Source organism: Candidatus Sphingomonas colombiensis (genome assembly GCA_029202845.1).
GTDB lineage: Bacteria > Pseudomonadota > Alphaproteobacteria > Sphingomonadales > Sphingomonadaceae > Sphingomonas > Sphingomonas colombiensis.
The window spans coordinates 1157153-1178401 of sequence record CP119315.1; the positions used below are offsets into that span (position 1 = coordinate 1157153).

Annotated in this window: 23 protein-coding genes; 12 read left to right on the forward strand and 11 right to left on the reverse strand. The window is 65.7% G+C overall.

Annotation, left to right across the window (positions count from 1 at the left end):
* Positions 1-10: 10 nt before the first annotated feature.
* The 6 genes from ispG (at position 11) to P0Y64_05440 (ending at position 3793) form a co-directional block, all read left to right on the forward strand.
* Positions 11-1126, forward strand: a complete 1116-nt coding sequence (ispG, locus tag P0Y64_05415; GenBank protein WEK44250.1) for a flavodoxin-dependent (E)-4-hydroxy-3-methylbut-2-enyl-diphosphate synthase — start codon at positions 11-13, stop codon at positions 1124-1126.
* A 36-nt stretch (positions 1127-1162) separates the two neighbouring features.
* The gene (locus P0Y64_05420) at positions 1163-1663 is read left to right on the forward strand and encodes a TIGR02281 family clan AA aspartic protease (protein WEK44251.1); all 501 of its coding nucleotides are present in this window, start codon (positions 1163-1165) and stop codon (positions 1661-1663) included.
* Between the two features lie 72 nt (positions 1664-1735).
* A complete protein-coding gene (locus tag P0Y64_05425) occupies positions 1736-2632 on the forward strand; it encodes a DMT family transporter (protein WEK44252.1) in 897 nt (298 codons plus the stop codon).
* Positions 2629-3111 carry a GNAT family N-acetyltransferase gene (locus P0Y64_05430; protein WEK44253.1) on the forward strand — a complete coding sequence of 161 codons (483 nt, stop codon included), beginning with the start codon at positions 2629-2631 and terminating at the stop codon, positions 3109-3111. The genes P0Y64_05425 and P0Y64_05430 overlap by 4 nt, the downstream gene beginning before the upstream one ends.
* Positions 3111-3425, forward strand: a complete 315-nt coding sequence (locus P0Y64_05435) for a multidrug efflux SMR transporter (protein ID WEK44254.1) — start codon at positions 3111-3113, stop codon at positions 3423-3425. The genes P0Y64_05430 and P0Y64_05435 overlap by 1 nt, the downstream gene beginning before the upstream one ends.
* Positions 3422-3793, forward strand: coding sequence for a TfoX/Sxy family protein (locus P0Y64_05440; protein ID WEK44255.1), 372 nt, complete (start codon positions 3422-3424; stop codon positions 3791-3793). The genes P0Y64_05435 and P0Y64_05440 overlap by 4 nt, the downstream gene beginning before the upstream one ends.
* A 25-nt stretch (positions 3794-3818) precedes the next feature.
* Here P0Y64_05440 and ppa read toward each other — a convergent pair whose 3' ends face one another.
* The 3 genes from ppa to P0Y64_05455 all read right to left on the reverse strand — a co-directional run bounded on the left by ppa (position 3819) and on the right by P0Y64_05455 (position 7106).
* Positions 3819-4358 carry an inorganic diphosphatase gene (ppa, locus tag P0Y64_05445; GenBank protein ID WEK44256.1) on the reverse strand — a complete coding sequence of 180 codons (540 nt, stop codon included), beginning with the start codon at positions 4356-4358 and terminating at the stop codon, positions 3819-3821.
* A gap of 80 nt (positions 4359-4438) precedes the next feature.
* Complete coding sequence (locus tag P0Y64_05450) at positions 4439-6379, reverse strand: peptidase M61 (protein ID WEK44257.1); 1941 nt, start codon at positions 6377-6379, stop codon at positions 4439-4441.
* Positions 6380-6446: 67 nt separating this feature from the next.
* Positions 6447-7106: a DUF1345 domain-containing protein gene (locus P0Y64_05455; protein ID WEK44258.1), complete on the reverse strand. Its 660-nt coding sequence runs from the start codon at positions 7104-7106 to the stop codon at positions 6447-6449.
* Between the two features lie 73 nt (positions 7107-7179).
* Between P0Y64_05455 and hisS the strand changes: the two genes are divergently transcribed.
* The 4 genes from hisS (at position 7180) to P0Y64_05475 (ending at position 11467) form a co-directional block, all read left to right on the forward strand.
* The gene (gene hisS, locus P0Y64_05460) at positions 7180-8433 is read left to right on the forward strand and encodes a histidine--tRNA ligase (GenBank protein WEK44259.1); all 1254 of its coding nucleotides are present in this window, start codon (positions 7180-7182) and stop codon (positions 8431-8433) included.
* Entirely contained in the window at positions 8430-9506 is a 1077-nt protein-coding gene (gene prfA, locus P0Y64_05465) for a peptide chain release factor 1 (GenBank protein WEK44260.1), read from the forward strand. The genes hisS and prfA overlap by 4 nt, the downstream gene beginning before the upstream one ends.
* A 54-nt stretch (positions 9507-9560) precedes the next feature.
* Complete coding sequence (prmC, locus tag P0Y64_05470; protein WEK44261.1) at positions 9561-10382, forward strand: peptide chain release factor N(5)-glutamine methyltransferase; 822 nt, start codon at positions 9561-9563, stop codon at positions 10380-10382.
* A 269-nt stretch (positions 10383-10651) separates the two neighbouring features.
* Positions 10652-11467, forward strand: a complete 816-nt coding sequence (locus tag P0Y64_05475; protein ID WEK44262.1) for a DUF4167 domain-containing protein — start codon at positions 10652-10654, stop codon at positions 11465-11467.
* A 91-nt stretch (positions 11468-11558) separates the two neighbouring features.
* On the opposite strand, the gene P0Y64_05480 is transcribed toward P0Y64_05475, so the two are convergent.
* Positions 11559-11849 (reverse strand): hypothetical protein, encoded by a 291-nt coding sequence (locus tag P0Y64_05480; GenBank protein WEK44263.1) that lies wholly within the window; start codon positions 11847-11849, stop codon positions 11559-11561.
* A gap of 59 nt (positions 11850-11908) precedes the next feature.
* On the opposite strand from P0Y64_05480, the gene P0Y64_05485 reads away from it, so the two are divergent.
* Positions 11909-12337, forward strand: a complete 429-nt coding sequence (locus tag P0Y64_05485; GenBank protein WEK44264.1) for a CBS domain-containing protein — start codon at positions 11909-11911, stop codon at positions 12335-12337.
* 51 nt (positions 12338-12388) lie between these two features.
* On the opposite strand, the gene P0Y64_05490 is transcribed toward P0Y64_05485, so the two are convergent.
* The 5 genes from P0Y64_05490 to cobT form a co-directional block, all read right to left on the reverse strand.
* On the reverse strand, positions 12389-13072 hold the full coding sequence (locus P0Y64_05490; protein ID WEK44265.1) for a Fe2+-dependent dioxygenase: 684 nt from the start codon (positions 13070-13072) through the stop codon (positions 12389-12391).
* Positions 13066-13800: a tetratricopeptide repeat protein gene (locus tag P0Y64_05495; protein WEK44266.1), complete on the reverse strand. Its 735-nt coding sequence runs from the start codon at positions 13798-13800 to the stop codon at positions 13066-13068. The genes P0Y64_05490 and P0Y64_05495 overlap by 7 nt, the downstream gene beginning before the upstream one ends.
* A gap of 3 nt (positions 13801-13803) precedes the next feature.
* Positions 13804-16200, reverse strand: coding sequence for a TonB-dependent receptor (locus P0Y64_05500; GenBank protein ID WEK44267.1), 2397 nt, complete (start codon positions 16198-16200; stop codon positions 13804-13806).
* Positions 16201-16319: 119 nt separating this feature from the next.
* A complete protein-coding gene (locus P0Y64_05505) occupies positions 16320-16586 on the reverse strand; it encodes a ribbon-helix-helix domain-containing protein (GenBank protein WEK44268.1) in 267 nt (88 codons plus the stop codon).
* Entirely contained in the window at positions 16583-18409 is a 1827-nt protein-coding gene (gene cobT, locus P0Y64_05510; GenBank protein ID WEK44269.1) for a cobaltochelatase subunit CobT, read from the reverse strand. The genes P0Y64_05505 and cobT overlap by 4 nt, the downstream gene beginning before the upstream one ends.
* 302 nt (positions 18410-18711) lie before the next feature.
* Here cobT and P0Y64_05515 point away from each other — a divergent pair, with 302 nt between their 5' ends.
* Complete coding sequence (locus P0Y64_05515) at positions 18712-19365, forward strand: PEPxxWA-CTERM sorting domain-containing protein (protein WEK44270.1); 654 nt, start codon at positions 18712-18714, stop codon at positions 19363-19365.
* 79 nt (positions 19366-19444) lie between these two features.
* Here the strand turns inward: P0Y64_05515 and cobS are convergent, their stop codons facing one another.
* A complete protein-coding gene (gene cobS / locus P0Y64_05520) occupies positions 19445-20449 on the reverse strand; it encodes a cobaltochelatase subunit CobS (GenBank protein WEK44271.1) in 1005 nt (334 codons plus the stop codon).
* 47 nt (positions 20450-20496) lie between these two features.
* Positions 20497-21180, reverse strand: a complete 684-nt coding sequence (locus P0Y64_05525; GenBank protein WEK44272.1) for a helix-turn-helix domain-containing protein — start codon at positions 21178-21180, stop codon at positions 20497-20499.
* Positions 21181-21249 lie beyond the last annotated feature (69 nt).

Below are 21249 nucleotides of genomic sequence, written 5' to 3' on the forward strand. Positions count from 1 at the left end.
GTGTATCCAAATGTCCGTCCGTCCATGGCGCGATATTCAGCGTCGCAAGAGCCGCCAGATCATGGTCGGCAACGTCCCCGTCGGCGGCGACGCCCCCGTCACCGTCCAGACGATGACCAACACGCCGACCAGCGACGCCAGGGCGACGATCGACCAGATCCGCCGCTGCGAAGAGGCCGGGGTGGACATCATCCGCGTGAGCTGCCCCGATGTGGAGAGCACGGCGGCGTTCGGGCAGATCGTCCGCGCCGCGCGCGTGCCGATCGTGGCGGATATCCACTTCCACTATAAACGCGCGCTCGAGGCGGCGGACGCGGGCGCGGCGTGCCTGCGCATCAACCCGGGCAACATCGGCTCGGCCGAGCGCGTCAACGAGGTCGTCAACGCCGCCAAGGCGAACGGCTGCGCGATCCGCATCGGCGTGAACGCCGGCAGCCTGGAGCGCGACCTGCTCGAAAAATATGGCGAGCCGTGCCCCGAGGCGCTGGTCGAAAGCGCGCTCGATCACATCAAGCTGTTGCAGGATCGCGACTTCCACAATTTCAAGGTCGCGGTGAAGGCGTCCGACCTGTTCCTCGCAGTCGCGGCCTATCAGCAGCTTGCAGAGGTGGTGGATTGCCCGCTGCACCTGGGGATCACCGAGGCGGGCGGCTTCGTCGGCGGCACGGTGAAATCCGCGATCGGGATCGGCTCGCTCCTTTGGTACGGGATCGGCGACACGATCCGCGTCTCGCTCTCCGCCGAACCGGAGGAGGAAGTGCGCGTCGGCTTCGAGATTCTGAAGGCGCTGGGCATCCGCAACCGTGGCGTGCGCGTGGTGAGCTGCCCGAGCTGCGCGCGGCAGGGCTTCGACGTGATCCGCACCGTGCAGGCGCTGGAGGAACGGCTCCAGCACATCCGCACCCCGATGTCGCTTTCCGTGCTCGGCTGCGTCGTCAACGGCCCGGGCGAGGCGCGCGAGACGGATATCGGCATCACCGGCGGCGGCAACGGCAAGCATATGGTCTATCTGTCGGGCGTTACCGATCATCATGTGCAGGATGCCGGGATGATCGATCATATCGTCCGGCTGGTCGAGGCCAAAGCGGCGGAGATCGAGGCGGCGACCGAGAAAGCGGCCGCGTAGCGGGGCGTTAACCGCGCGCTGATAAGGACAAGCGCGATGCGGATCGCGCTGCTCCTGATGATCGCCGGCGGCATATTGATCGGCCTCGCGCTGCCGGGTGCGACGCACAGGGCCGCGCCCCGCGCCGCCACGGCCGTTGCCACGGCCGCCGTGCCAAACGTGACCAGCACATCCACCGACGCAACGGTGATCCGCCGCGACCCGGGCGGCCATTTCTACGCCACCGCCAGCGTCAACAGCGAGCCGATCCGCTTCGTCGTCGATACCGGCGCGACCGAAGTGGCGCTGACGCAGGACGACGCCCGCCGCGCACATATCGATTTCGACCCGGCACGCTTCGCCCCGGTGGCACGCGGCGCTGGTGGCGAGGTCAGCGGCCAGATCGTGACGATCGACCGGATCGAGCTGGACGGAAGGCGCGTCGGGCCGCTGCGCGCGCTGGTTCTGGCGGATCTGTCGGTTTCACTGCTCGGCCAATCCTATTTGCGGCAGATCGGCAGCGTCTCGATCAGCAATGACGAGATGCGGCTGAAATAGCGCAAGGGCGCCGCGCGGAATCCGTTACGGCTCGACATTGTTCTAATGGAATTTGGCCCTTAAGCCGGTGCCATGAAACGCTCGCTCTCCCCCGCGCTGGCCTTCGCCGTCGCGGCGGCGGGGATCGGGCTGTTTTCGATCATGGATGCGTTCATGAAATCGCTGACGCTCGCGCTTGGCGTTTATAACGCATTGATCTGGCGCACCGGCGTCTCGACGGTCTTCAGCTTCGGCACATGGATCGCGGGCGGACGGCCACGGCCCAGCCGGCGCGGCATGTGGCTGCACACGATCCGCGGCGCGATCACCGCGGCGATGGCGCTGCTGTTCTTCTGGGGCCTGGCGCGCGTGCCGATGGCACAGGCGATCACCCTGTCATATATCGCGCCGCTGCTCGCGCTGCTGCTCGGCGCCGTATTCCTGCACGAGCGCGTCGGACGCCATGTGGTGGGCGCGTCGTTCGCGGCATTCGCCGGGGTGCTGGTGGTGATCGCGGGCCAGTCGAACGCGGCGCTTGGGCCACGGGCGCTGGAGGGCGCGATCGCGGTGCTCGCGTCGGCCCTGCTCTATGCGGTCAACCTCGTCGTCGCGCGGATGCAGAGCCAGGCGGCGACACCCGGCGAGATCGCCTTCTTCCAGTCGATGATCGTCACCGCCTTTCTCGCGCTCGGCGCGCCATGGCTGCTCGCGGTGCCGGAAGCGGCGCAATGGTGGAAGATCGTGGCCGGCGGGCTGCTCGCCAGCGCCTCGCTGTTCCTGCTCGGCTGGGCCTATGCCCATGGCGAGACGGGCTATCTGGCGACGACCGAATATACCTCGTTCGTCTATGCCGCGACGCTCGGCTATCTCATATTCGGCGAGCGGCTTTCGTTCTACACGCTAGCCGGCGCGGCTATCATCGTCACCGCCTGTCTTTATGCCGCGCGGCGTCGCGATATCGCGCAAGCCGCGCTACAGAGCGCCGCATGACCGTTTCCATCCGCCCCGCCACGCCGCACGATTGCGGCACGATCCTGCGCTTCATCCGCGAGCTTGCCGAATATGAACGCGAGCCCGACGCGGTGGAGGCGACGGAAGAAACGCTTGCCGATTCGCTGTTCGGAAAGGCGCCGGCAGCCGAGGCGCTGATCGCGGAGCGCGATGGCGTTGCCGTGGGTTTCGCCCTGTTCTTCCACAATTTCTCCACCTGGAAGGGCAAGCGCGGCCTGTATCTGGAGGATCTTTACGTCACGCCCGCCGCACGCGGATCGGGCGCGGGCAAGGCGCTGCTCGTCCATCTCGCCGGGGTGGCGGTGGATCGCGATTGTGCGCGGTTCGAATGGGCGGTGCTCGACTGGAACACCCCCGCGATCGATTTCTATCGCGCGATGGGCGCGACCGGGATGGACGAATGGACGGTGCAGCGCGTCACCGGCGATGCGCTGGTCCGCCTCGCGGGGCGCCGCTGATGGCGTGGGCGTGGCTCATTCTCGGCGGGTTGTTCGAGGTGGGTTTCACCACCTGCCTGCGCAACGCCGATGGCTTTCGCAACCTGCCGTGGACGCTTGCCTTCCTCGTCTCGGTCACGCTGTCGATGGGGTTGCTTGAGTTTGCCGCGCGCTCGATCCCGATGGGCACGGCCTATGCGGTATGGACCGGGATCGGCGCGCTTGGCACCGTGCTGGTCGGCGTGATGCTATATGGCGAGCCGCTGACCGCGATCCGTGGCCTGCTGATTCTCGGCGTCGTCGCCTGCATCGCCGGGCTGAAGGCGACCGCGTGACGATCGACACCGGCCTCGCCGATTGGGTGGCGGAGGCCATGGCGCCGATCGGGACGGTCACGCGCAAGCGCCTGTTCGGTGGTGCCGCGCTCTATTGCGACGGGCTGACCTTCGCGATCATCGCGTTCGATGCCTTGTGGTTCAAGGCGGATGCGCAAAGCGCCGCGGCGTGGGACGGAATTGGCGCGGCGCTGTTCACCGTCACGCGGGACAATGGCCGCGTGCAATCGCTGCCGTATCGGCGCGCGCCGGATGACGTGTACGACGATCCGGATGCGTTGCGCGAATGGGCTACGCTCGCGCTGGAGGCGGCGCGGCGCGCGCCGCCCAAGCCGGTGCGGCGGCGCAAACGGACGGAGCGCGGGTAAACCCCTCGCCCCGTCCCGTATCGCGTCAGGCCTTCTTGGCCTGCTCGGCGCGCTCGATCGCCTCGAGCACGATCTGCCGCGCTTCGGCCGCATCGCCCCAATTGCCGACGCGCACCCACTTTTCGGATTCGAGATCCTTATAGTGTTTGAAGAAATGCTCGATCTGCTGGAGCACGATCGAGGGCAGATCCTGCCGCTCGCCGACATCCGAATAATAAGGGAAGGTCGTGTCGACCGGCACGCAGATCAGCTTCTCGTCGCCGCCATGCTCGTCCTCAAGGTTGAGCACGCCGATCGGGCGCACCCGCACCACGCAGCCGGGGATGAACGGCGAGCGCGAAATGACCAGCGCGTCGAGCGGATCGCCGTCCGGCGACAGCGTATGCGGCACGAAGCCGTAATTCGCCGGGTAACGCATCGGCGTATGCAGGATGCGGTCGACGAACAGGGCGCCGGATTCCTTGTCGAACTCGTATTTCACGGGTTCGCCGCCGGTCGGCACCTCGATGATGACGTTGAGTTCCTCGGGCGGGTTCTTGCCCACGGGGATGAGGTCGATGCGCATCTTTTCCTTCACTTCGCTCAAGGAGACGGCGCCGGCGCGCCTTCCTTACGGAAAACGCGCAAGCGTTGCCGGCCCGCGGTTCAGCGCGGCGCCAACAGCCTGTCGAGGCCACCCTCTCCGGTGCCGATCTTTTCGAGGCGCGGGTAGCGCAGCCCGCCGTGCCAGTCGAGCGTCACCGTGCGATATTCCTCACCATTGCGCACAAGCAGCGTAACCGCGGGCTTCTCCCCCTCCTCCGCCGCCGCGATCGCAGCCTTCAGCCGCTCGGGCGAATAATTCTCTCCGTTGACCGCCGCGATCACGGTGCCGACGGTGAGCCCCGCCGTGAATCCCGCGCTATTCCAGGTCACGCCCGTCACCATGCCGCGATTGGCGCCATCGTCCCCGATGATGAGCCCGCCGGAATAGGTGAAATCGGCCACTTTGCGCACCCGCTCACCATTGCGGAACGAAGGCGGCGCCTGATCGGTGTAGATCAGGCGATAGCCGTTGCGCTCAAACCCTTCGATCGGCGCACCGGCGGCATGTTCGGTCAGCCGCTTCACCAGATAGGCCTTCCAGTCCCACGGCTGGATCGCGTTGAGCGCGGCGGCAACGTCGTCGATCGTATAGGTCAGTTCGCCCCAATCGCCGTCGCGCACGCCGAAGAACGCACGCGCGAAATCGTCGATCGATTTCTTGCCGCCGGATTGCTCGCGCAGCAGCGAATCGACGTCCATCCAGACGAGCAGCCCCTCGTTGTAATAATCCTCGCTGCGCTCCCAGCTCAGCCAGCCCTTCGGCTTGCGCTGCGCGATCACCGGATCGAGCGTGGTATCGGCGAGATCGCGCCACTTGCGCGCGGGCTGCGAATCATAGCTCGCCATGATCGCGGCATATTGATCGAGCGTATCCTGTTTCGAAACGAGGCCCGAGCGCGCCTGAAGCACATAGCCCCAGAATTGCGTCTGCCCTTCATATACCCACAGCAGCGAGCCGCGCATCGGCGTGCGGAAATCGGGCGTCCACAGGTCCGCGCCACGGCGGAACTTGCCATTCCAGCTATGGGTGAATTCGTGCGGCAGCAGGTTGCGCCGCCCCGGCCCCTCGTTCCAGCGCGCGAAATAGCCCGGCGTCACGCCATTTTCCGAACTGCGGTGATGCTCCAGACCGATCCCGCCGAGCCGATCGGTGATCGACAGCAGGAAATCATAATGATCGTAATGCTGTGCGCCGAAGGTCGTCACCGCCTGATCGACCAGCTGCTTGTGCGCCTCGATCTGCGCCGGTGTCGCGACCAGCTCGGCCGGATCGTCCGCGAAGACGTTGAGCGCGACGCGATCGCTGAGCGGGATCACGCGGCCATAGCGCCCGGCCAGCATCGGCGAATCGACGAGAATCTCGTAATTGGTCTGCTCATAGGACCAGCTGTTGCCATTGCCGGTCGGCTTGCCACGCAGCGCGCCCGCCGCCGTCCAGCCGGTCGGCCAGGTCACGCTCATCCGCACCGGGATGCGGCGGGTGAAATAGCCGGCCGGATAGAGGCTCACCTGATTGGGCTGGAGGCTGATCATCGTCGGCGTGACGACGATACGGCCCTGATCCGCGCGCGTCGCGGAGAGGAACTGGAATTCCACGTCGAGCTGCTTCGCGCCCGCCGGCACATCGATATGGAAAGCGAAGACGTCGACCGGATCGCGCGTCCACGGCACCACCTTGCCATTGGCGCGGATGACGAGGCCGGCGACCTTTTCGATCTCGCCGCGCGGGGAATGCGCGCCGGGCAGCCATTTCGGATAGAGCAGCGTCATCGCCCCGGCCTTGGCGACCGGAATCGTCTGCTTCACGCGCAGGATGCCGCGCACCGTGTCTGTCGCATCGACATTTACCACCAACGTGCCGGGATAGGCCTCGTCACGCGGCTGCGGGATCGTATCGGTGAAAGGAACCGGCTGGGGCGCGGAGTTGCCGGCGGGAACCTGGGCAATGGCGGCAATCGGAGTGGTGGAGAGAAGCAGCGCGACGGCAATGGCACGGATCATCAAGTAAACTCTGCAAGACGCATGAAACGACCACGCTAGCCGCCCGCACACACCCGCGTCCAGCCGCTCAATGCCCGCCGGCGCTGCCCAACACATTGATGGTGAAAGCGAGCACGCCGATATTGAACACGAACGCGGCGAGGCACTGACCGATCACCACGCGCCTGATCCGCCGCGACTTGATGTTCACATCCGAGGTCTGGAACGTCATCCCCAGCGTGAAGCTGAAATAGATGAAGTCCCAATAATGCGGCTCATCCTCGCCCGGAAAATCGATCCCACCCGCGTCTTTTCCCTCCTGCTCGCTGTAGAACAGGTGCGCGTAATGCAGCGCATAGACGACATTGGAGAACAGCCACGCCAGCACCAGCGTCGCGACGACCAGCACGATCGCGCGACCCGACGGCTGAGCCATCAGCTCGTTCGCCACCACCACCAGAATAACGATCGTCACCAGCGCGGTGATCGCGAGCAGCCCGGCGCGATTGGTGTCGTTCGCCTTGGCCCGCGCCCGCACCTCGCCGGTATCATCGTTGAACAGCGGCCATAGCGAGACGAGAAAGAACAGCGCGCCGGCATCGAACCCGATCATCATGGCGCGGCCCCAGGCGAAGCCTTTCACCATCCCGACGCCGATCCACACCGCCGCCATGATCGCCATGAACGCGATGAAACGCGGCGGCGCGATGCGTCGGCCGATCTGCCATCCGTGATTTTGCCGCGTCATCAAGCACCTGCCCTGATCGGTCGGCAAACCCTAGCGTCGGCGCGCGTCCTCGCATAGATAGCCGCGCTTCATCATGGCTCGTATTCAAACCCCAAATCGCGTCCGCGGCACGCAGGACATCTTCGGCGCCGAACAGCGCCGTTTCGCAACCGTGCTCGACACGTTCGATCGCGTCCGCCGGCTCTATTGCTTCGGCCGCGCCGAAGTGCCGGTGTTCGAGGATACGCAGGTGTTCGCGCGCTCGATCGGCGAGACCACCGATGTCGTTTCAAAAGAGATGTACACTTTCCCCGACAAGGGCGGGGATTCGCTGACGCTGCGCCCGGAATTCACCGCCGGCATCGCGCGCGCCTATATCACCGAGGGGTGGCAGCAATTCGCGCCGCTCAAGCTCGCCACGTCGGGCGCGGTGTTCCGTTACGAGCGCCCGCAAAAGGGGCGCTATCGCCAGTTCCACCAGATCGACGCGGAGATTCTCGGCGCGCCCGAACCCTCCGCCGACGTGGAATTGCTGTGCCTCGCGGATCAGTTGCTCCATGAACTCGGCATCGCCGATGGCGTGACGCTACAACTCAACACGCTTGGCGACGCCGCGACGCGCGATGCGTGGCGCGATGCGCTCGTGGCGCATTTCGAGCAGCACCGCGGCGAGCTTTCCGAAGACAGCGTGACGCGGCTCGACAAGAACCCGCTGCGCATCCTCGACAGCAAGGACCCGCGCGACCGCCCGATCGCCGACGCCGCGCCCGGCATCGACGATTTCATGACCGCCGAGGCGGGCGCGTTCTTCGAGAATGTGATCAAGGGCCTCGACGCGGCAGGCGTGGCGTGGACGCGCAATTCGCGGCTGGTGCGCGGGCTGGATTATTACCGCCACACCGCGTTCGAGTTCGTCACGGATCGGCTCGGCGCGCAGGGCACGGTGCTGGCCGGCGGCCGCTATGACGGGCTGGTCGAAAGCCTCGGCGGCCCGGCGACGGCGGGTGTGGGCTGGGCGGCCGGCGTCGAGCGGCTGGCGATGCTGATCGACGAGCCGGCGGCGGAGCGGCCGGACGTTGTGGTCGTCGCCGAGAACCGCGATCGCGAGACCGATGCGGTGGCGCTCACCGGCGCGCTGCGGCAGGGTGGTCTCGCGACCGAGCTGTTCGTCACCGGCAGCCCGCGCAAGCGCTTCAGCAAGGCGATGGAACGCAAGCCCGCGGCGATCGTCTCGCTCGATGTGCGCGATGGCGCGCAGTCGCACAGCTTCCGGCTGCTCGACGAGGCGTTCGCCGATGCCGCGAAGGCACGCGCGATCTTCGAACAGCGGACCGGCGCCAACGCATGATCGCGATTTCGCTCGATCGTATCCGCCAGATCGAGGCGCGGCGGGACGAACTCGCCGCGCTGATGGCGACCGGCGACCTGTCAGGCGAGCGCTTCGTGGCTGTATCGAAGGAATATGCGGAGCTTGAGCCGGTCGCGGTGGCGGCAGCCGAAGTGCGGCGGCTGCGGCAGGAGGCCGAGAGCCTGTCGTTCATGACCGAGGACGCCGACGCCGAGTTGCGCGCGATGGCCGAGGAAGAATTGCGCGAGAACAAGGCCGCGCTGGAAGCGGCCGACCGCAAACTCGCGCTGGCGCTGCTGCCGCGCGACGCCGCCGACGAACGCTCCGCGATGCTCGAAGTGCGCGCCGGCACCGGCGGCGACGAGGCGGCGTTGTTCGCAGGCGACCTGTTCCGCATGTATCAGCGCTATGCCGAAACCCAGGGCTGGCGGGTCGAACTGATCTCCTCCTCCGAAAGCGAGGTCGGCGGGTTCAAGGAAGTGGTCGCGTCGGTCACCGGACAGGGCGTGTTCGCGAAGCTCAAGTTCGAAAGCGGCGTTCACCGCGTCCAGCGCGTGCCCGTCACCGAAAGCGGCGGGCGCATCCACACCTCCGCCGCCACCGTCGCGGTGTTGCCCGAGGCGGAGGAGGTCGACGTGCAGATCGACGACAAGGATCTGCGCATCGACATCTATCGCTCGTCCGGCCCGGGCGGCCAATCGGTCAACACGACCGATTCGGCGGTACGCATCGTCCATATCCCGACCGGGCTCACCGTGATCCAGCAGGACGAAAAGTCGCAGCACAAGAACAAGGCCAAGGCGCTCAAGGTATTGCGCACGCGGCTCTACGAGCTGGAGCGCGAACGGCTCCATGCGGAGCGCGCCGGCGCGCGCAAGTCGATGGTGGGTTCCGGGGACCGCTCGGAGCGCATCCGGACCTATAATTTCCCGCAAGGCCGCGTCACCGATCACCGCATCAACCTGACGCTTCACCGGCTGCCGGAAATCCTCACCGGGGAAATGGGCGAGCTGATCGGCGCGCTGATCGCCGAGGATGAGGCGGAGCGGCTGGCGGCGCTGAATGCCGCATAGGCCGGCTTGTCGCGCGTCGCGGCAGGACTCGGCCAAGCGCGGCCGGCAGCATCGATGAGCCCGGCCGACGCGCGCACCGCACTGGCCGAAGCCGCCGCGCGCTTCGCCTTTTCCGCCACGCCGCGCCTCGATGCGGAGCTGCTGCTCGCCCATGCGCTGGGCATCACGCGGGAGCGCCTGCTGCTGACGCTCGGCGATCATGGCGCCCCCCCACCCTTCGCCGAACTGGTCGAGCGCCGCGCCGCGCATGAGCCGGTCGCCTATATCACCGGCACCCGCGCCTTTTGGACGATCGACCTTACGGTCGCGCCCGGCGTGCTGATCCCGCGCGCGGATAGCGAGACGTTGATCGAGGCGGCGGTCGATCATTTCGCGGGGACCGCCGGGCCGAAGCGCGTTCTGGATCTCGGCACCGGATCGGGCGCGCTGCTGCTCGCCGCGCTCGATCAATGGCCGCAGGCAACCGGGGTCGGGCTGGATGCATCGCCGGATGCGCTAGCCATCGCCCGCGACAATGCCGCGCGCCTTGCGCCCGGGCGCGCGATCATCGCGGAAGGCGGCTGGGAGGGCATCGGCGAAGCGTTCGACCTGATCCTGTGCAACCCGCCCTATATCGCGACAGATGCGGCCCTTCCGCCGGAGGTGGCCGAATATGAGCCCGCCTCCGCGCTGTTCGCCGGAACGGATGGGCTCGACGATTATCGCCGCCTCGCCCCGTTGCTTCGCCCCCAGATCGCGCCGGGCGGCGTCGCCTGTATCGAGATCGGATTCGATCAGGGCGATAGCGCCGCCGCCTTGTTCCGCGCGGCCGGATTCGCGGTCGCGCTGCGCCAGGATTTGGCCGGACATCAGCGTTGCCTCGTTGTCACGCCTTGAAACGAGAGGGCGAAAGACCAACATTTCGCTTTGAGAACGCCCGCTCAGCGGCTAAGACGCCGATAGGGGCACGCCAGATCAGCTCAAGCGGTTGAAATCGGGCAAGTTGCCTACCCTTCGTCATAAGCCGCTGTAGTCCGGTGGCCATGGCAGGCCCAAGCCCGCGAACGATTCGCGCAGCTGTGGGCCGGGGGAAGCTGCACCGTGAAGTCCAGGATGGATGCGTTCGGGGATAGGGCCGATTTGGGTTCGAGGACGAGGACAGTAATTTGATCAACAATCGTCAAGGTGGCCGTCGTCGCGGTCGCGGTGGTGGCCAGCGTTCGCCCGGTGGTGGTGGTGGTGGCCAGGGGCAGCGCGATAGCGGCAACCGTATTGACAGCCGCGCGCGTGGCAATGCCGCCCAGTTGCTTGAGAAATACCGGAACATGGCGCGCGACGCGCAGCTTTCGGGCGATCGGGTGAACACCGAATATTATCTGCAATTCGCGGATCACTATTTCCGCGTTCTCGCCGATCAGCGCGGTCGCTTCGAAGATCAGGGTCAGAACCGCGATCGCCGCAATCGCGACGATTTCGACAATGACGAGGATTTCGGCGACGAGGGCGAGATGCTCCGTGCCGAAGAGCAGCCCCAGCAATATCAACAGCAGCAGCGCCAGCAGCAGCGCGGCGACGATGGCCGTCGTGATGATGGTCGCCGGGAAGAACGTGGCGGCCGTGAAGAGCGCGGCGATCGCAACGCGCGTGAACGCAACTTCAACCGCCGCGACGAAGCCCCGCGCTACGCCGAAGCCGATCGCTCGGATGAGGCATCGCCCGCCCCGGTCGCGGCCGTGGATGTCTCCGCCGAGCCCGCGCCCGAGACGGCGGCCGCCGAAGCGCCACGTCCCCGCCGTGGCCGCCCGCGTCGCGTAGCGGTCGAAACCGAAGCCGCGGAAGTGATGGATGCGGAGCGCCTGCCTCCATCGCTCGGCATCGTGCCGGTCGAAGGCGTGATCGCGAGCGAAGGTGAGCCGGCAGAGGCGCCCAAGCCGCGCACCCGCCGTCGCCGCACCACCGATGCGGAGGCGAGCGCCGGCTGATCCGGCGCGTTACCGCGATAGAATGCGAAAGGGCCGGCTTCCCACGGGAGGCCGGCCCTTTTTCACATCCAGATCAGAGCCCGTCGCGGGGTTATTTCAGATCGTTGTCGAGATCGTCGACGCTCTCGTCATGCCCGGTGCCCGAGCTGAGGAAAGTCAGCCCCATCAGCGCGCCGGCCATCAGCACCGTCCCGATGACGCCGCCGATCGTCGCCAGCGTGGCGACCCAGCCGAGCGGCCCATAGATGCGGCCCAGCGCCCATACAGAGACGAGCGCGGCGATCACCCCGACAAAACCCACCCAGGCCAGGATGCGGCGAAAGCGGCTCCACGCGAAGCGCGCGTAATCGGGGTTATCCAGACCGGATCGTTGTTCGTTCATCCTTTGCCATTAGCCCGGAAAAGTGAGACGCTACCACCCCACATGGCAGGAGACGGACCATGACGATCGCGGCGATCCTCGGCAACAAGGGACGGGACGTGATCTACGTCAGCCCCACGCAGACGGTGATGGAGGCGATCGCATTGCTGGCACAGCATCGCATCGGCGCAGTCCCGGTGATCGACGGCGGCAAGGTGGTTGGGGTGTTTTCCGAACGCGATGTGATCCACGGGCTGATCGCTGGCGATACCTCCACCCTCCAGCGCCCCGTGGCCGAAACCATGACCACGCCCGCGCTGACGGTAACCCCGGCGGAGCCGGTGCTCGCGGCGCTCTCGCTGATGACGCGGCGGCGCATCCGCCATCTGCCGGTGGTGGAAGACGGGCGCATCATCGGAATCGTCTCGATCGGCGATCTGGTGAAATATCGCATCGAGAAAATCGAGGCGGATGCCGCGGCGATGCGGGAATATATTCAGCAGGCGTAGCAATGCGCCGAGTCGTGGTCGCCCGGCGCTACCCAGCGCCGGATCACACCCTTATGCGTCCGCCCAGCGTCGCAGCAGATTGTGATAGACGCCGGTGAGCCGGATCACCGCCGCATCATCCTGCCCGCGATCCTGCCCCATCACCTGCGCCGACTGATCGAGTTCGAACAGGATGCGCCGCGCCCCTTCATCGCGCACCATCGACTGAATCCAGAAGAACGATGCGACCCGCGCGCCGCGCGTCACCGGCGTGACACGATGCAGGCTGGAGGCGGGATAGAGCACCAGATGACCGGCCGGCAGCTTCACATTCTGCGTGCCGAACTGCCCCTCGATCACCAATTCCCCGCCGTCATAACTGTCGGGATCGGCGAGGAACAAGGTCGCGGACAGATCGCTGCGGATGCGGAAATCGCTGCCGCGCTTGATGCGCACCGCGTTATCGACATGCATTCCGAATGCTTCGCCGCCCTGATAGCGATTGAACAACGGCGGAAACACCTTGAGCGGCAGCGCGGCGGCGACAAACAGCGACGACCGGCCGAGCGCATCGAGCACCATATTGCCCGCCTCACGCGCGGCGGCGCTATCCTCCGGCAATTGCTGGTTACGCTTGGCGAGCGCGGATTGCGGGCCGGACGTCGCATTGCCGTCGGCCCATTCGGCCGCGTCGATCAGCGCGCGCAACCGCGCCACGCCGTCCGCATCCAGCACATCGGGAATCGCGATCAGCATCCTGCACCTTCCTTCAGCGCCGCAACGCCACGATCGGCGAACCCCGGCACGTCGCTCGCCTCCAGCCATGCCAGCGCCTTGGCGACGAAGCGTGCGTTGCCAAGCTCGCCCGCGCGGCGCAGCCATGGCAACGCCTGCTCCACCGCCCCATCCGCACCCAGCATCCGCGCATGATTGAAGCAACCGCGAAAATCGCCGCCCTCCGCGGCACGGGCGTAGCAATCCGCCGCCTTCGCCATGTCGCGCGGGCCGCCCCAGCCATCCTCGGCGAAGCTGCCGACATGGTTGATCGCCTTGGCATAGCCGGTCGCGGCGGCTTGCTCGAACAGCGCGAGCGCCGCCACTTTATCCTCCGCGACGCCCTCACCCAGCGTCAGCGCGGTGGCAAAATTATATTGCGCCTCCGGGAGCCCGCGCGTGGCAGCGATGCGGAAACACTCGGCGGCACGCGCCTTGTCGACCGCGACGCCCCAGCCGAGATCGTAACAACGCCCGACCATGTTGAGCGCCATCACATGATGCTGCCGAGCCGCTTGCTCGAAGCGACGGAAAGCAGCGCGCGCGTCCTGCGCCACGCCATTTCCATCGAGCAGCAACTGCCCAAGCAACGCCTGCGCCTCCGCCACACCCGCATCGGCCAGCTCATGCAGAAACGCCGCGCGCTCCTCCGGCGAACCGGAGAGGCGCGCGGCGATTTCCTCACGCGACAGATCAGCCGCGTCACCCATCCGTCAGTAACGCACCGCGAGCGTGGCGAATGCCGACCGACCCGGCGCGATCGTCGCATAATGCGAGGCATAGGCCTGGCTGAAATAGGTCTTGTCGGTCAGGTTCTGCACGTTGACGCTTAAATTGACCTTTTCGGTGATGTCGAAACCAACCCGCGCGTCGAAGCGGGTATAGCCCGGCACCGAGCGCGCGATCACCGTGGTGGCGGGCGTCAGCGTGATCACGCCATTCGCGTCCTGCGCCGCCTTGCGGTTGTCGCTGTAGCCACCGAACACACGGCTCATGTAGAATGCGCCGCCGCCGACCTGCAACCGCTTGAACAGCGTGACATTGGTCCATAGCGAAACGCTGTCGCGCGCCGTTTGCGGCGCCTGCCGTCCGTTGTTGACCGACGGCACGAGCAGCGTCGTCGCCTTCGCCGCGCCATTCGCCGCGACAGTCAGCGCGGAGAAGCCGCCATCGACGATCTTCGGATCGAGATGGGTATAGCCGCCGAAGATCGTCCAGCCCGGCAGGATCGTGCCGTTGACGCTCAGCTCGACGCCGCGAATGCGGCGCTTGCCGATGAACTGGACGCTATTGTCCTCCCCGGTGACGCGGGCATTGTCCGTGTCGGTCTGGAACGCGGCCACGGCGAGGCTGAGCCGCCCACCGAGCACATCGGCCTTCGCGCCGATCTCATAGGATTTGGTCTTTTCCGGCTTCAGCGCGTCCAGCACGTTCGCGGTCGCGATCGTCGTGGGCAACGCATTGCCCTCCGAACCTTCGCCCAACAGGCTGTTCGGCGGCGTCGCGGCGGTGGCGTAGCTGGCGTAGATGCTGGTGTTCTTGGTCGGCTTCAGCACGAGGCCGGCCTGCCAGTTGAACAATTCGTCGGTGCGCTCGAACTCGATCACCTGCGACGCGGTGATCGGCTGGCCCGGGCGGACCCGCGAGTGGAACCGATCATAACGCAGCCCGACATTCAGGATCAGCGGCTCGGCGAGCTGGATCGAATCGAAGCCATAGATGCCGATCGTGTTGGCATCGTTCTGCGTTTCCGCGATCGGCAGGTTGCGCGAGATCGCCGCTGGCGTGGTTGACGTGTCGGTCGCGTAATTGACCCATGGATCGTTCGAATTGGGGGTGAACGCACTGGTGCAATAATAGCGCGACACTGCGGTCGGCGTGCAGCGCGGCGAGATGGTCGAGCCGGTCGAGAGCAGTTCGGTGCCCGATGCGTTGACATAGCCACGCGTCACAAAGGTACCGCGCCGCGCCTTCTCCCACGCCAGCTCGGCCCCGACGGCGAAGCTGTGCTTGATCCCGCCGGTGTTGAATTTGCCGAACAGATCGGTCTGATTGACGATCGAATCCGCATAGCCATAGCGGGTGTTGGCGCGGCGCCACACCTGCCCGGTGTTATAGACATTGCCCTGCGAATCGTCCGGCTGGGTATAGATGTACGACTGATCGTTATGCGTGAAGCGCGAGGTGTTGCGCAGCGTGATGCCGCCGAAATCATGCTCCGCGCGGATCGTCGCCTGATCGATCGAGGTGTCGCGGAAATCGCGATCCTTCAGCCCGTAGAAGGTCGAGCGATCGACATAGCCGGCCTGGCCATTGGCGGTGGTGAACTTCCCGATCGCCGGCTCGGACAGGACATACCCCGTCTTCGGCGAATTGTTGATCGTATAGAGATACGGGATGCCGGCATCCGGCAACTCCGTGCTTTCCATATGGTAATAGCCGATGGTCAGCCGCGTCGGCGCATCCACGCCTATCGTGATCGATGGCGCGACGCCCCAGCGGCGCTGCCAGATCGCATCCCGCCCGGCGACGTCCTGATCGTGGTACATGCCCTCGACCCGCACCGCGATCTGATCGGAGATGCGCTGGTTCACATCCGCCGTGACGCGCTTGTAATCGGCGGTGCCATAGCTCCCCGTGGCGCGCACGAAGCTATCCTTCTGCGGCGCCTTGGAAATGATGTTGATCGTGCCACCGGCATTGCCGCGCCCGCCGAGCGTGGTGTCCGACCCGCGGATGATCTGGATCGAATCGACCGCGAACACTTCACGGCTCTGCGCCGCGAAATCGCGCACGCCATCGACATAGGTCGAGCCCTGGCTGTCGAAGCCACGGATGAACGGGCGATCGCCGACCGGATTGCCACCCTCGGCCGCGCCGAAGGTGATGCCGGGCACCGTGCGCAACGCGTCGGCCAGCGTGGCGGAGCCGGTCTGCTCGATCGTTTCGGCCGGCAGCACCACGATCGAGCGCGGGGTATCGACCGGCGGTGCGATGAATTTCGGGTTGGCGTCGCGACGATCACGCTCGCCGTTAACGACCACATCGGAATGCTGGAAAACATCGCTATCCCCATCGGGAGCGTCAACGTTCGCGAGGGACGTTCGCACCGGCGGGCGCGCTGGCAATGAACCCGACGCACGACAGCGCCAGAAACGATACGGATTTATTCGACACGGGATTCCCCTTCCGGGGCGTTCGCTATTGAGAGTGGTTCTCATAGTCAATGCTATTGAGAAAGATTCTCATCTTTGTCGCATAATGTAACGAACAACCATGTGCGCAACGCGCTCGCCAGATTGGGTGGATCGGGCGCGGCGATACGCAGCGCATCGATTTCCGCCACCAGCGCGCTCAACGGCAATGCGCGCGCCACAGCCGCCGCTTCCAGCGCGCGCCAGAACAACGGTTCGAGGCTTACCGAGGTCTGATGCCCGGCGATCGTGATCGAGCGCTTTACCGGCCCGGCAAACCCGTCGGCGGGCGCGCTGATCACGGCGTATCGAATAGCGCGGCGAGTTGCTCGATGATCGTGCCGCCAAGCTGGTCGACATCCATGATCGTCACCGCGCGGCTGTAATAGCGCGTCACGTCATGCCCGATGCCGATCGCGACCAGCTCCACCGGCGAGCGCTTCTCGATCCAGTCGATCACCTGCCGCAGATGCCGCTCCAGATAGGAACCGGAATTGACGCTGAGGGTGGAATCATCGACCGGCGCGCCATCCGAGATCACCATCAGGATGCGGCGCTCCTCCGGCCGCGCGACAAGCCGCGCGTGCGCCCACATCAGCGCCTCGCCGTCGATATTCTCCTTGAGCAGCCCCTCGCGCATCATCAGCCCGAGCGAGGTGCGTGCGCGGCGCCACGGCTCGTCGGCCTTTTTATAGACGATGTGACGGATATCGTTGAGCCGCCCCGGCTGCGGCGGACGGCCCGCGGCGAGCCAGGTCTCCCGGCTCTGGCCGCCTTTCCACGCACGGGTGGTGAAGCCGAGAATCTCGGTTTTCACCCCGCACCGTTCGAGCGTGCGCGCCAGGATATCGGCGGAGATCGCCGCGATCGAGATCGGCCGCCCGCGCATCGAGCCGGAATTGTCGATCAGCAACGTGACCACGGTATCGCGGAATTCGGTGTCGCGCTCGATCTTGTACGACAACGACATGTCCGGGCTGACCACGACGCGCGCGAGCCGCGCGGCATCGAGCAGCCCTTCCTCCTGATCGAAATCCCAGGAGCGCGATTGCTGGGCCATCAGCCGGCGCTGGAGGCGGTTGGCAAGCTTCGACACCACCGATTGCAGATGGACGAGCTGCTGATCGAGATAGGCGCGCAACCGCACCAGCTCGTCCGCGTCGCACAGATCGGTCGCCGCGATCACTTCGTCGAAATCGGTCGTCCAGACGCGATAGTCGAATTGCGGGGAGAGATCGGCGAACGGCCGATTGGGGCGCACCGGCTGCATCCCCTCCTCACCGTCGTCGCCCGGCTCGCCGTCCATGTCCTGGACGTCATCGCCCATTTCCTGGCCTTCGCCGTCCTCATTCTCGGCGTCGCGCTGTTCGCCGCGCGCTTCGAGCTGCGCCTCGCCCTGACCGCCTTCGCCGTCGTCCTGCTCGCCATCGTCGCTCTGCTCGTCGTCAGCGCCCTGATCGTCGCTGTCGCCATCGTCGGTATCCTCGGGCAGTTCCTCGCCCTGCACCAGCTCGAGATCCTCCAGCAGCTTCCGCGCGAGGCTCTGGAACGCGCGCTGGTCGTCGAGCGCGAGCGCCAGCGAATCGAGATCGTCGCCCGCTTTCTCGTCGATCCATTCCCGCACCAGCGCGAGACCGGGCGCCGCCACCGCCGGCGCCTCCCGGCCGGTCAGCCGCTCCCGCACGATCAGCCCGAGCGCGGTCGACAGCGGCACTTCTTCACGGGTGCGGGCGCGGGTGATCGGATCGGCGCGGAGCTTCACATCGAGCGCGGTGGCGAGATTGTCCGCAATCCCGACGTAGCCCCGGCTGCCCAGCGCCTCGATCCGCGCCGTTTCCACCGCATCGAACACCGCGCGCGCCACCGCCTCATGCGGCGCGCCACGCAGGTGCAACGCCGGATCGTGATGCTTCAGCCGCAGCGCGAAACCATCCGCGAAGCCGCGTGCCTCCGCCACCTGATCCGCCGGCAGCGCGCGTGCCGGCATCGGCACCTTGAGATGCTTGCCCGACTGGCTCGGCGCATCGGCGGTGAAGGCGAGTTCGACCTCCGGCTCGTCGGCGAGCGCGCGCGCGGTGCCACCAAGCACGTCCTTGAACCGGTCGAGCGGAGAACGATCAGCCATGCATCGGCTTTAGGGCCATCGCGCCGCCGCGCACAAGCGCGACCATGCACGTCCCGCGATGAAACGATTTTCGTAGCAATCGGCTGAAAAACTACCGTTTCTGGTAAGAAATGACCATTGTCCGCGCGCCGAACGCAATGGTAATCTTTTGTTAAGGTAACGAGTCGGCAGTGAAGCTGTTGACCCCTGCCCCTCTGAATGAGCGTCTAGGCTGCTGGTCGTCTCCCGGCACCTGATCGAAACACTGATGAAATCGCCGCTTCGGCCAGATTTCGAAGCGGCCGCCAACAAGGGGAATATCGATGATGAGAACGATGTTGCTCGCCGCCGTTGCCGCAGGCGGCCTGATCGCAGGCTCCGCAACCGCGCAGACGATCTCCAATGCGCCGACCGATGGCTCGATTTCAGCGTTCGGCGTGCCCAACACGCTTACTTATGGTCAGGTGTTCACCGCGCCGGTCACCGGCACGCTTTCCTCGTTCACACTTAGCCTGAACGGCGGCGTGGGCGCGCTGTTCGGCGGGGTCGGCACGTGGAACGGCGGATCGAGCTTCGCGTTCGGCTATGGCTCTCCGACAAATCTATACCAGAGCGCCAACGTCGCCTCGTCCGGTGCGCAGGCCTTCACGTTCACGCCGAATGTCGCGGTCGTCGCCGGGCAACAATATGTCGCTTACATAAGCGCGTTCGGCGTCGCCGGTGCGAGCGGCACCACCTCGATGCCGGGCGGCACCAGCGCGCCAGGCATCGATTATTTCGTATGGAACAACACCAGCGATGCGCGTGGCAACACGAGCTGGAACTATTTCGGCGACTTGGGCAACGCGCTGTTCTCCGCGACGTTCAACGGCGGCGTGCCGGAGCCGGCGACATGGGCCCTGATGATCCTGGGCTTTGGCGCCATCGGCGGCGCGCTTCGCCGCAAGCGTATCACCAGCAACGTGCGTTTCGCCTGACCGATCCAGCCAGCGCGAATAAGGAAGGGGCGACGCCACACGGCGCCGCCCCTTCTTTTTTGTTCACCGGGTGCGGGCGTCAGGCCCGACCCACCACGCTTTCGGGCAGATCCTTGCCGAATACGCGCTGATAATATTCCGCCACCAGCGGCCGCTCCGCCTCGTCGCATTTGTTGAGGAAGGACAGGCGGAAAGCGAAACCGACATCGCTGAAGATCAGCGCGTTCTGCGCCCAGGTGATCACGGTGCGCGGGCTCATCACGGTCGAGATATCGCCGTTGATGAAGCCCTTGCGCGTCAGATCGGCGACGCGGACCATATCGTCGACGAGCTTCTTGCCCTCAGGCTTGTCATATTCGCCCGACTTGGCGAGCACGATCTGCGCCTCGGTCGCCGCCGGCAGATAGTTCAGCGTGACGACGATGTTCCAGCGATCCATCTGGCCCTGGTTGATCTGCTGGGTGCCATGATAAAGTCCGCTCGTGTCGCCCAGGCCCACCGTGTTGGCGGTGGAGAACAGGCGGAACCACGGGTTCGGACGGATCACGCGATTCTGGTCGAGCAGCGTCAGCTTGCCCTCCGTCTCCAGCACGCGCTGGATCACGAACATCACGTCGGGGCGACCGGCATCATATTCGTCGAACACCAAAGCGGTCGGCGTCTGGAGCGCCCAGGGCAACAGCCCCTCGCGGAATTCGGTGACCTGCTGACCGTCGCGCAGCACGATCGCGTCGCGGCCGACAAGATCGATACGGCTGATATGCGCATCGAGGTTGATGCGGATGCACGGCCATTTCAGCCGCGCGGCGACCTGCTCGATATGGCTCGACTTGCCGGTGCCGTGATAGCCCTGCACCATCACGCGGCGGTTGTGCGCGAAGCCCGCGACGATCGCCAGCGTCGTATCGGGATCGAACACATAGGCCGGATCGAGATCGGGCACGCGCTCGTCCGCCTCGCTGAACGCCGGGCATTGCATGTCGCTGTCGATACCGAACAGATCGCGGACGCTGACCATTTTGTCAGGCGCGTCGAGAATCGTCGTCTCGCGGCTGTCGGGCTGGGTGTTCGGAATATCAGTCATGCGCGCCTCGCGAAGTAACGCCTCTGCCTTAGGCACGGCGGTACAGGTTATTCAACCTCCGCCTTGGGGGGAAGCGCGAAGAGATCGATGAACGCACGTGCGGCCGCGCGGTTTCCGGTGAACACCAATGTGCCCTCCGCCTCCGCCTCTTCGATCGGCTGCTTGCCATAGACGATATTCGCCATCGTGCGCGCGTCCGTCGCGAAATGCACCTCCACATCGCCTTCGCCGCGCACGATCGGCAGGTCGCCGTCCGCGAACCGGGCGATGAACGATTCGGCGCCGAACGCGAAACCCAGCGTCATCGGCGGCATGGCGCGCGCACGCTCCACATCCATCATCGTGCGCAGCGAGAGCATCATCGACGCAGACGACAGCGGCAATGTGGGATCGTGATTGGGAGAGCGCGCCGCCCACGCACCAAGGATCTTGATCGGCTCCTCCGCCGTATATCCCCATGCCGTCAGTTCATAGACCTGCACATTGGCCGGCGACGGCAGCTTGCGACGCTTCAGGATATGCGCGCGCTCCAACCCCTCGAGCCGCTGGGTCAGCACATTGGCGCTGATCCCGCTAAGCGACGCCTTGAGTTCGCCGAAACGCCGCGCGCCGAACATCAATTCCCGCACGATCAGCAGCGACCAGCGTTCGCCAACCAATTCCATCGCCAGCGCGGTGCCGCAGGCATCGTCATACCACCGCTTCGTCGTCGCCAACTCTCGTTTAGTCACTTTTTCTAACTTCATGGTTGTTTTTTGTAACTTCGGCGCGCAGAAATCGCAAGCAACGAATCGCCAGGG

What these genes read in the sequence shown, in the direction of transcription:
- P0Y64_05490 (WEK44265.1), bottom strand. Translation starts at nt 13,072, where the DNA reads ATGCTGATCGCGATTCCCGATGTGCTGGATGCGGACGGCGTGGCGCGG.
- P0Y64_05450 (WEK44257.1), bottom strand. Translation starts at nt 6,379, where the DNA reads ATGATCCGTGCCATTGCCGTCGCGCTGCTTCTCTCCACCACTCCGATT.
- ppa (WEK44256.1), bottom strand. Translation starts at nt 4,358, where the DNA reads ATGCGCATCGACCTCATCCCCGTGGGCAAGAACCCGCCCGAGGAACTC.
- cobT (WEK44269.1), bottom strand. Translation starts at nt 18,409, where the DNA reads ATGGCTGATCGTTCTCCGCTCGACCGGTTCAAGGACGTGCTTGGTGGC.
- P0Y64_05515 (WEK44270.1), top strand. Translation starts at nt 18,712, where the DNA reads ATGATGAGAACGATGTTGCTCGCCGCCGTTGCCGCAGGCGGCCTGATC.
- cobS (WEK44271.1), bottom strand. Translation starts at nt 20,449, where the DNA reads ATGACTGATATTCCGAACACCCAGCCCGACAGCCGCGAGACGACGATT.
- prmC (WEK44261.1), top strand. Translation starts at nt 9,561, where the DNA reads ATGAGCCCGGCCGACGCGCGCACCGCACTGGCCGAAGCCGCCGCGCGC.
- P0Y64_05480 (WEK44263.1), bottom strand. Translation starts at nt 11,849, where the DNA reads ATGAACGAACAACGATCCGGTCTGGATAACCCCGATTACGCGCGCTTC.
- ispG (WEK44250.1), top strand. Translation starts at nt 11, where the DNA reads ATGTCCGTCCGTCCATGGCGCGATATTCAGCGTCGCAAGAGCCGCCAG.
- P0Y64_05455 (WEK44258.1), bottom strand. Translation starts at nt 7,106, where the DNA reads ATGACGCGGCAAAATCACGGATGGCAGATCGGCCGACGCATCGCGCCG.
- P0Y64_05435 (WEK44254.1), top strand. Translation starts at nt 3,111, where the DNA reads ATGGCGTGGGCGTGGCTCATTCTCGGCGGGTTGTTCGAGGTGGGTTTC.
- hisS (WEK44259.1), top strand. Translation starts at nt 7,180, where the DNA reads ATGGCTCGTATTCAAACCCCAAATCGCGTCCGCGGCACGCAGGACATC.
- P0Y64_05485 (WEK44264.1), top strand. Translation starts at nt 11,909, where the DNA reads ATGACGATCGCGGCGATCCTCGGCAACAAGGGACGGGACGTGATCTAC.
- P0Y64_05430 (WEK44253.1), top strand. Translation starts at nt 2,629, where the DNA reads ATGACCGTTTCCATCCGCCCCGCCACGCCGCACGATTGCGGCACGATC.
- P0Y64_05495 (WEK44266.1), bottom strand. Translation starts at nt 13,800, where the DNA reads ATGGGTGACGCGGCTGATCTGTCGCGTGAGGAAATCGCCGCGCGCCTC.
- prfA (WEK44260.1), top strand. Translation starts at nt 8,430, where the DNA reads ATGATCGCGATTTCGCTCGATCGTATCCGCCAGATCGAGGCGCGGCGG.
- P0Y64_05420 (WEK44251.1), top strand. Translation starts at nt 1,163, where the DNA reads ATGCGGATCGCGCTGCTCCTGATGATCGCCGGCGGCATATTGATCGGC.
- P0Y64_05425 (WEK44252.1), top strand. Translation starts at nt 1,736, where the DNA reads ATGAAACGCTCGCTCTCCCCCGCGCTGGCCTTCGCCGTCGCGGCGGCG.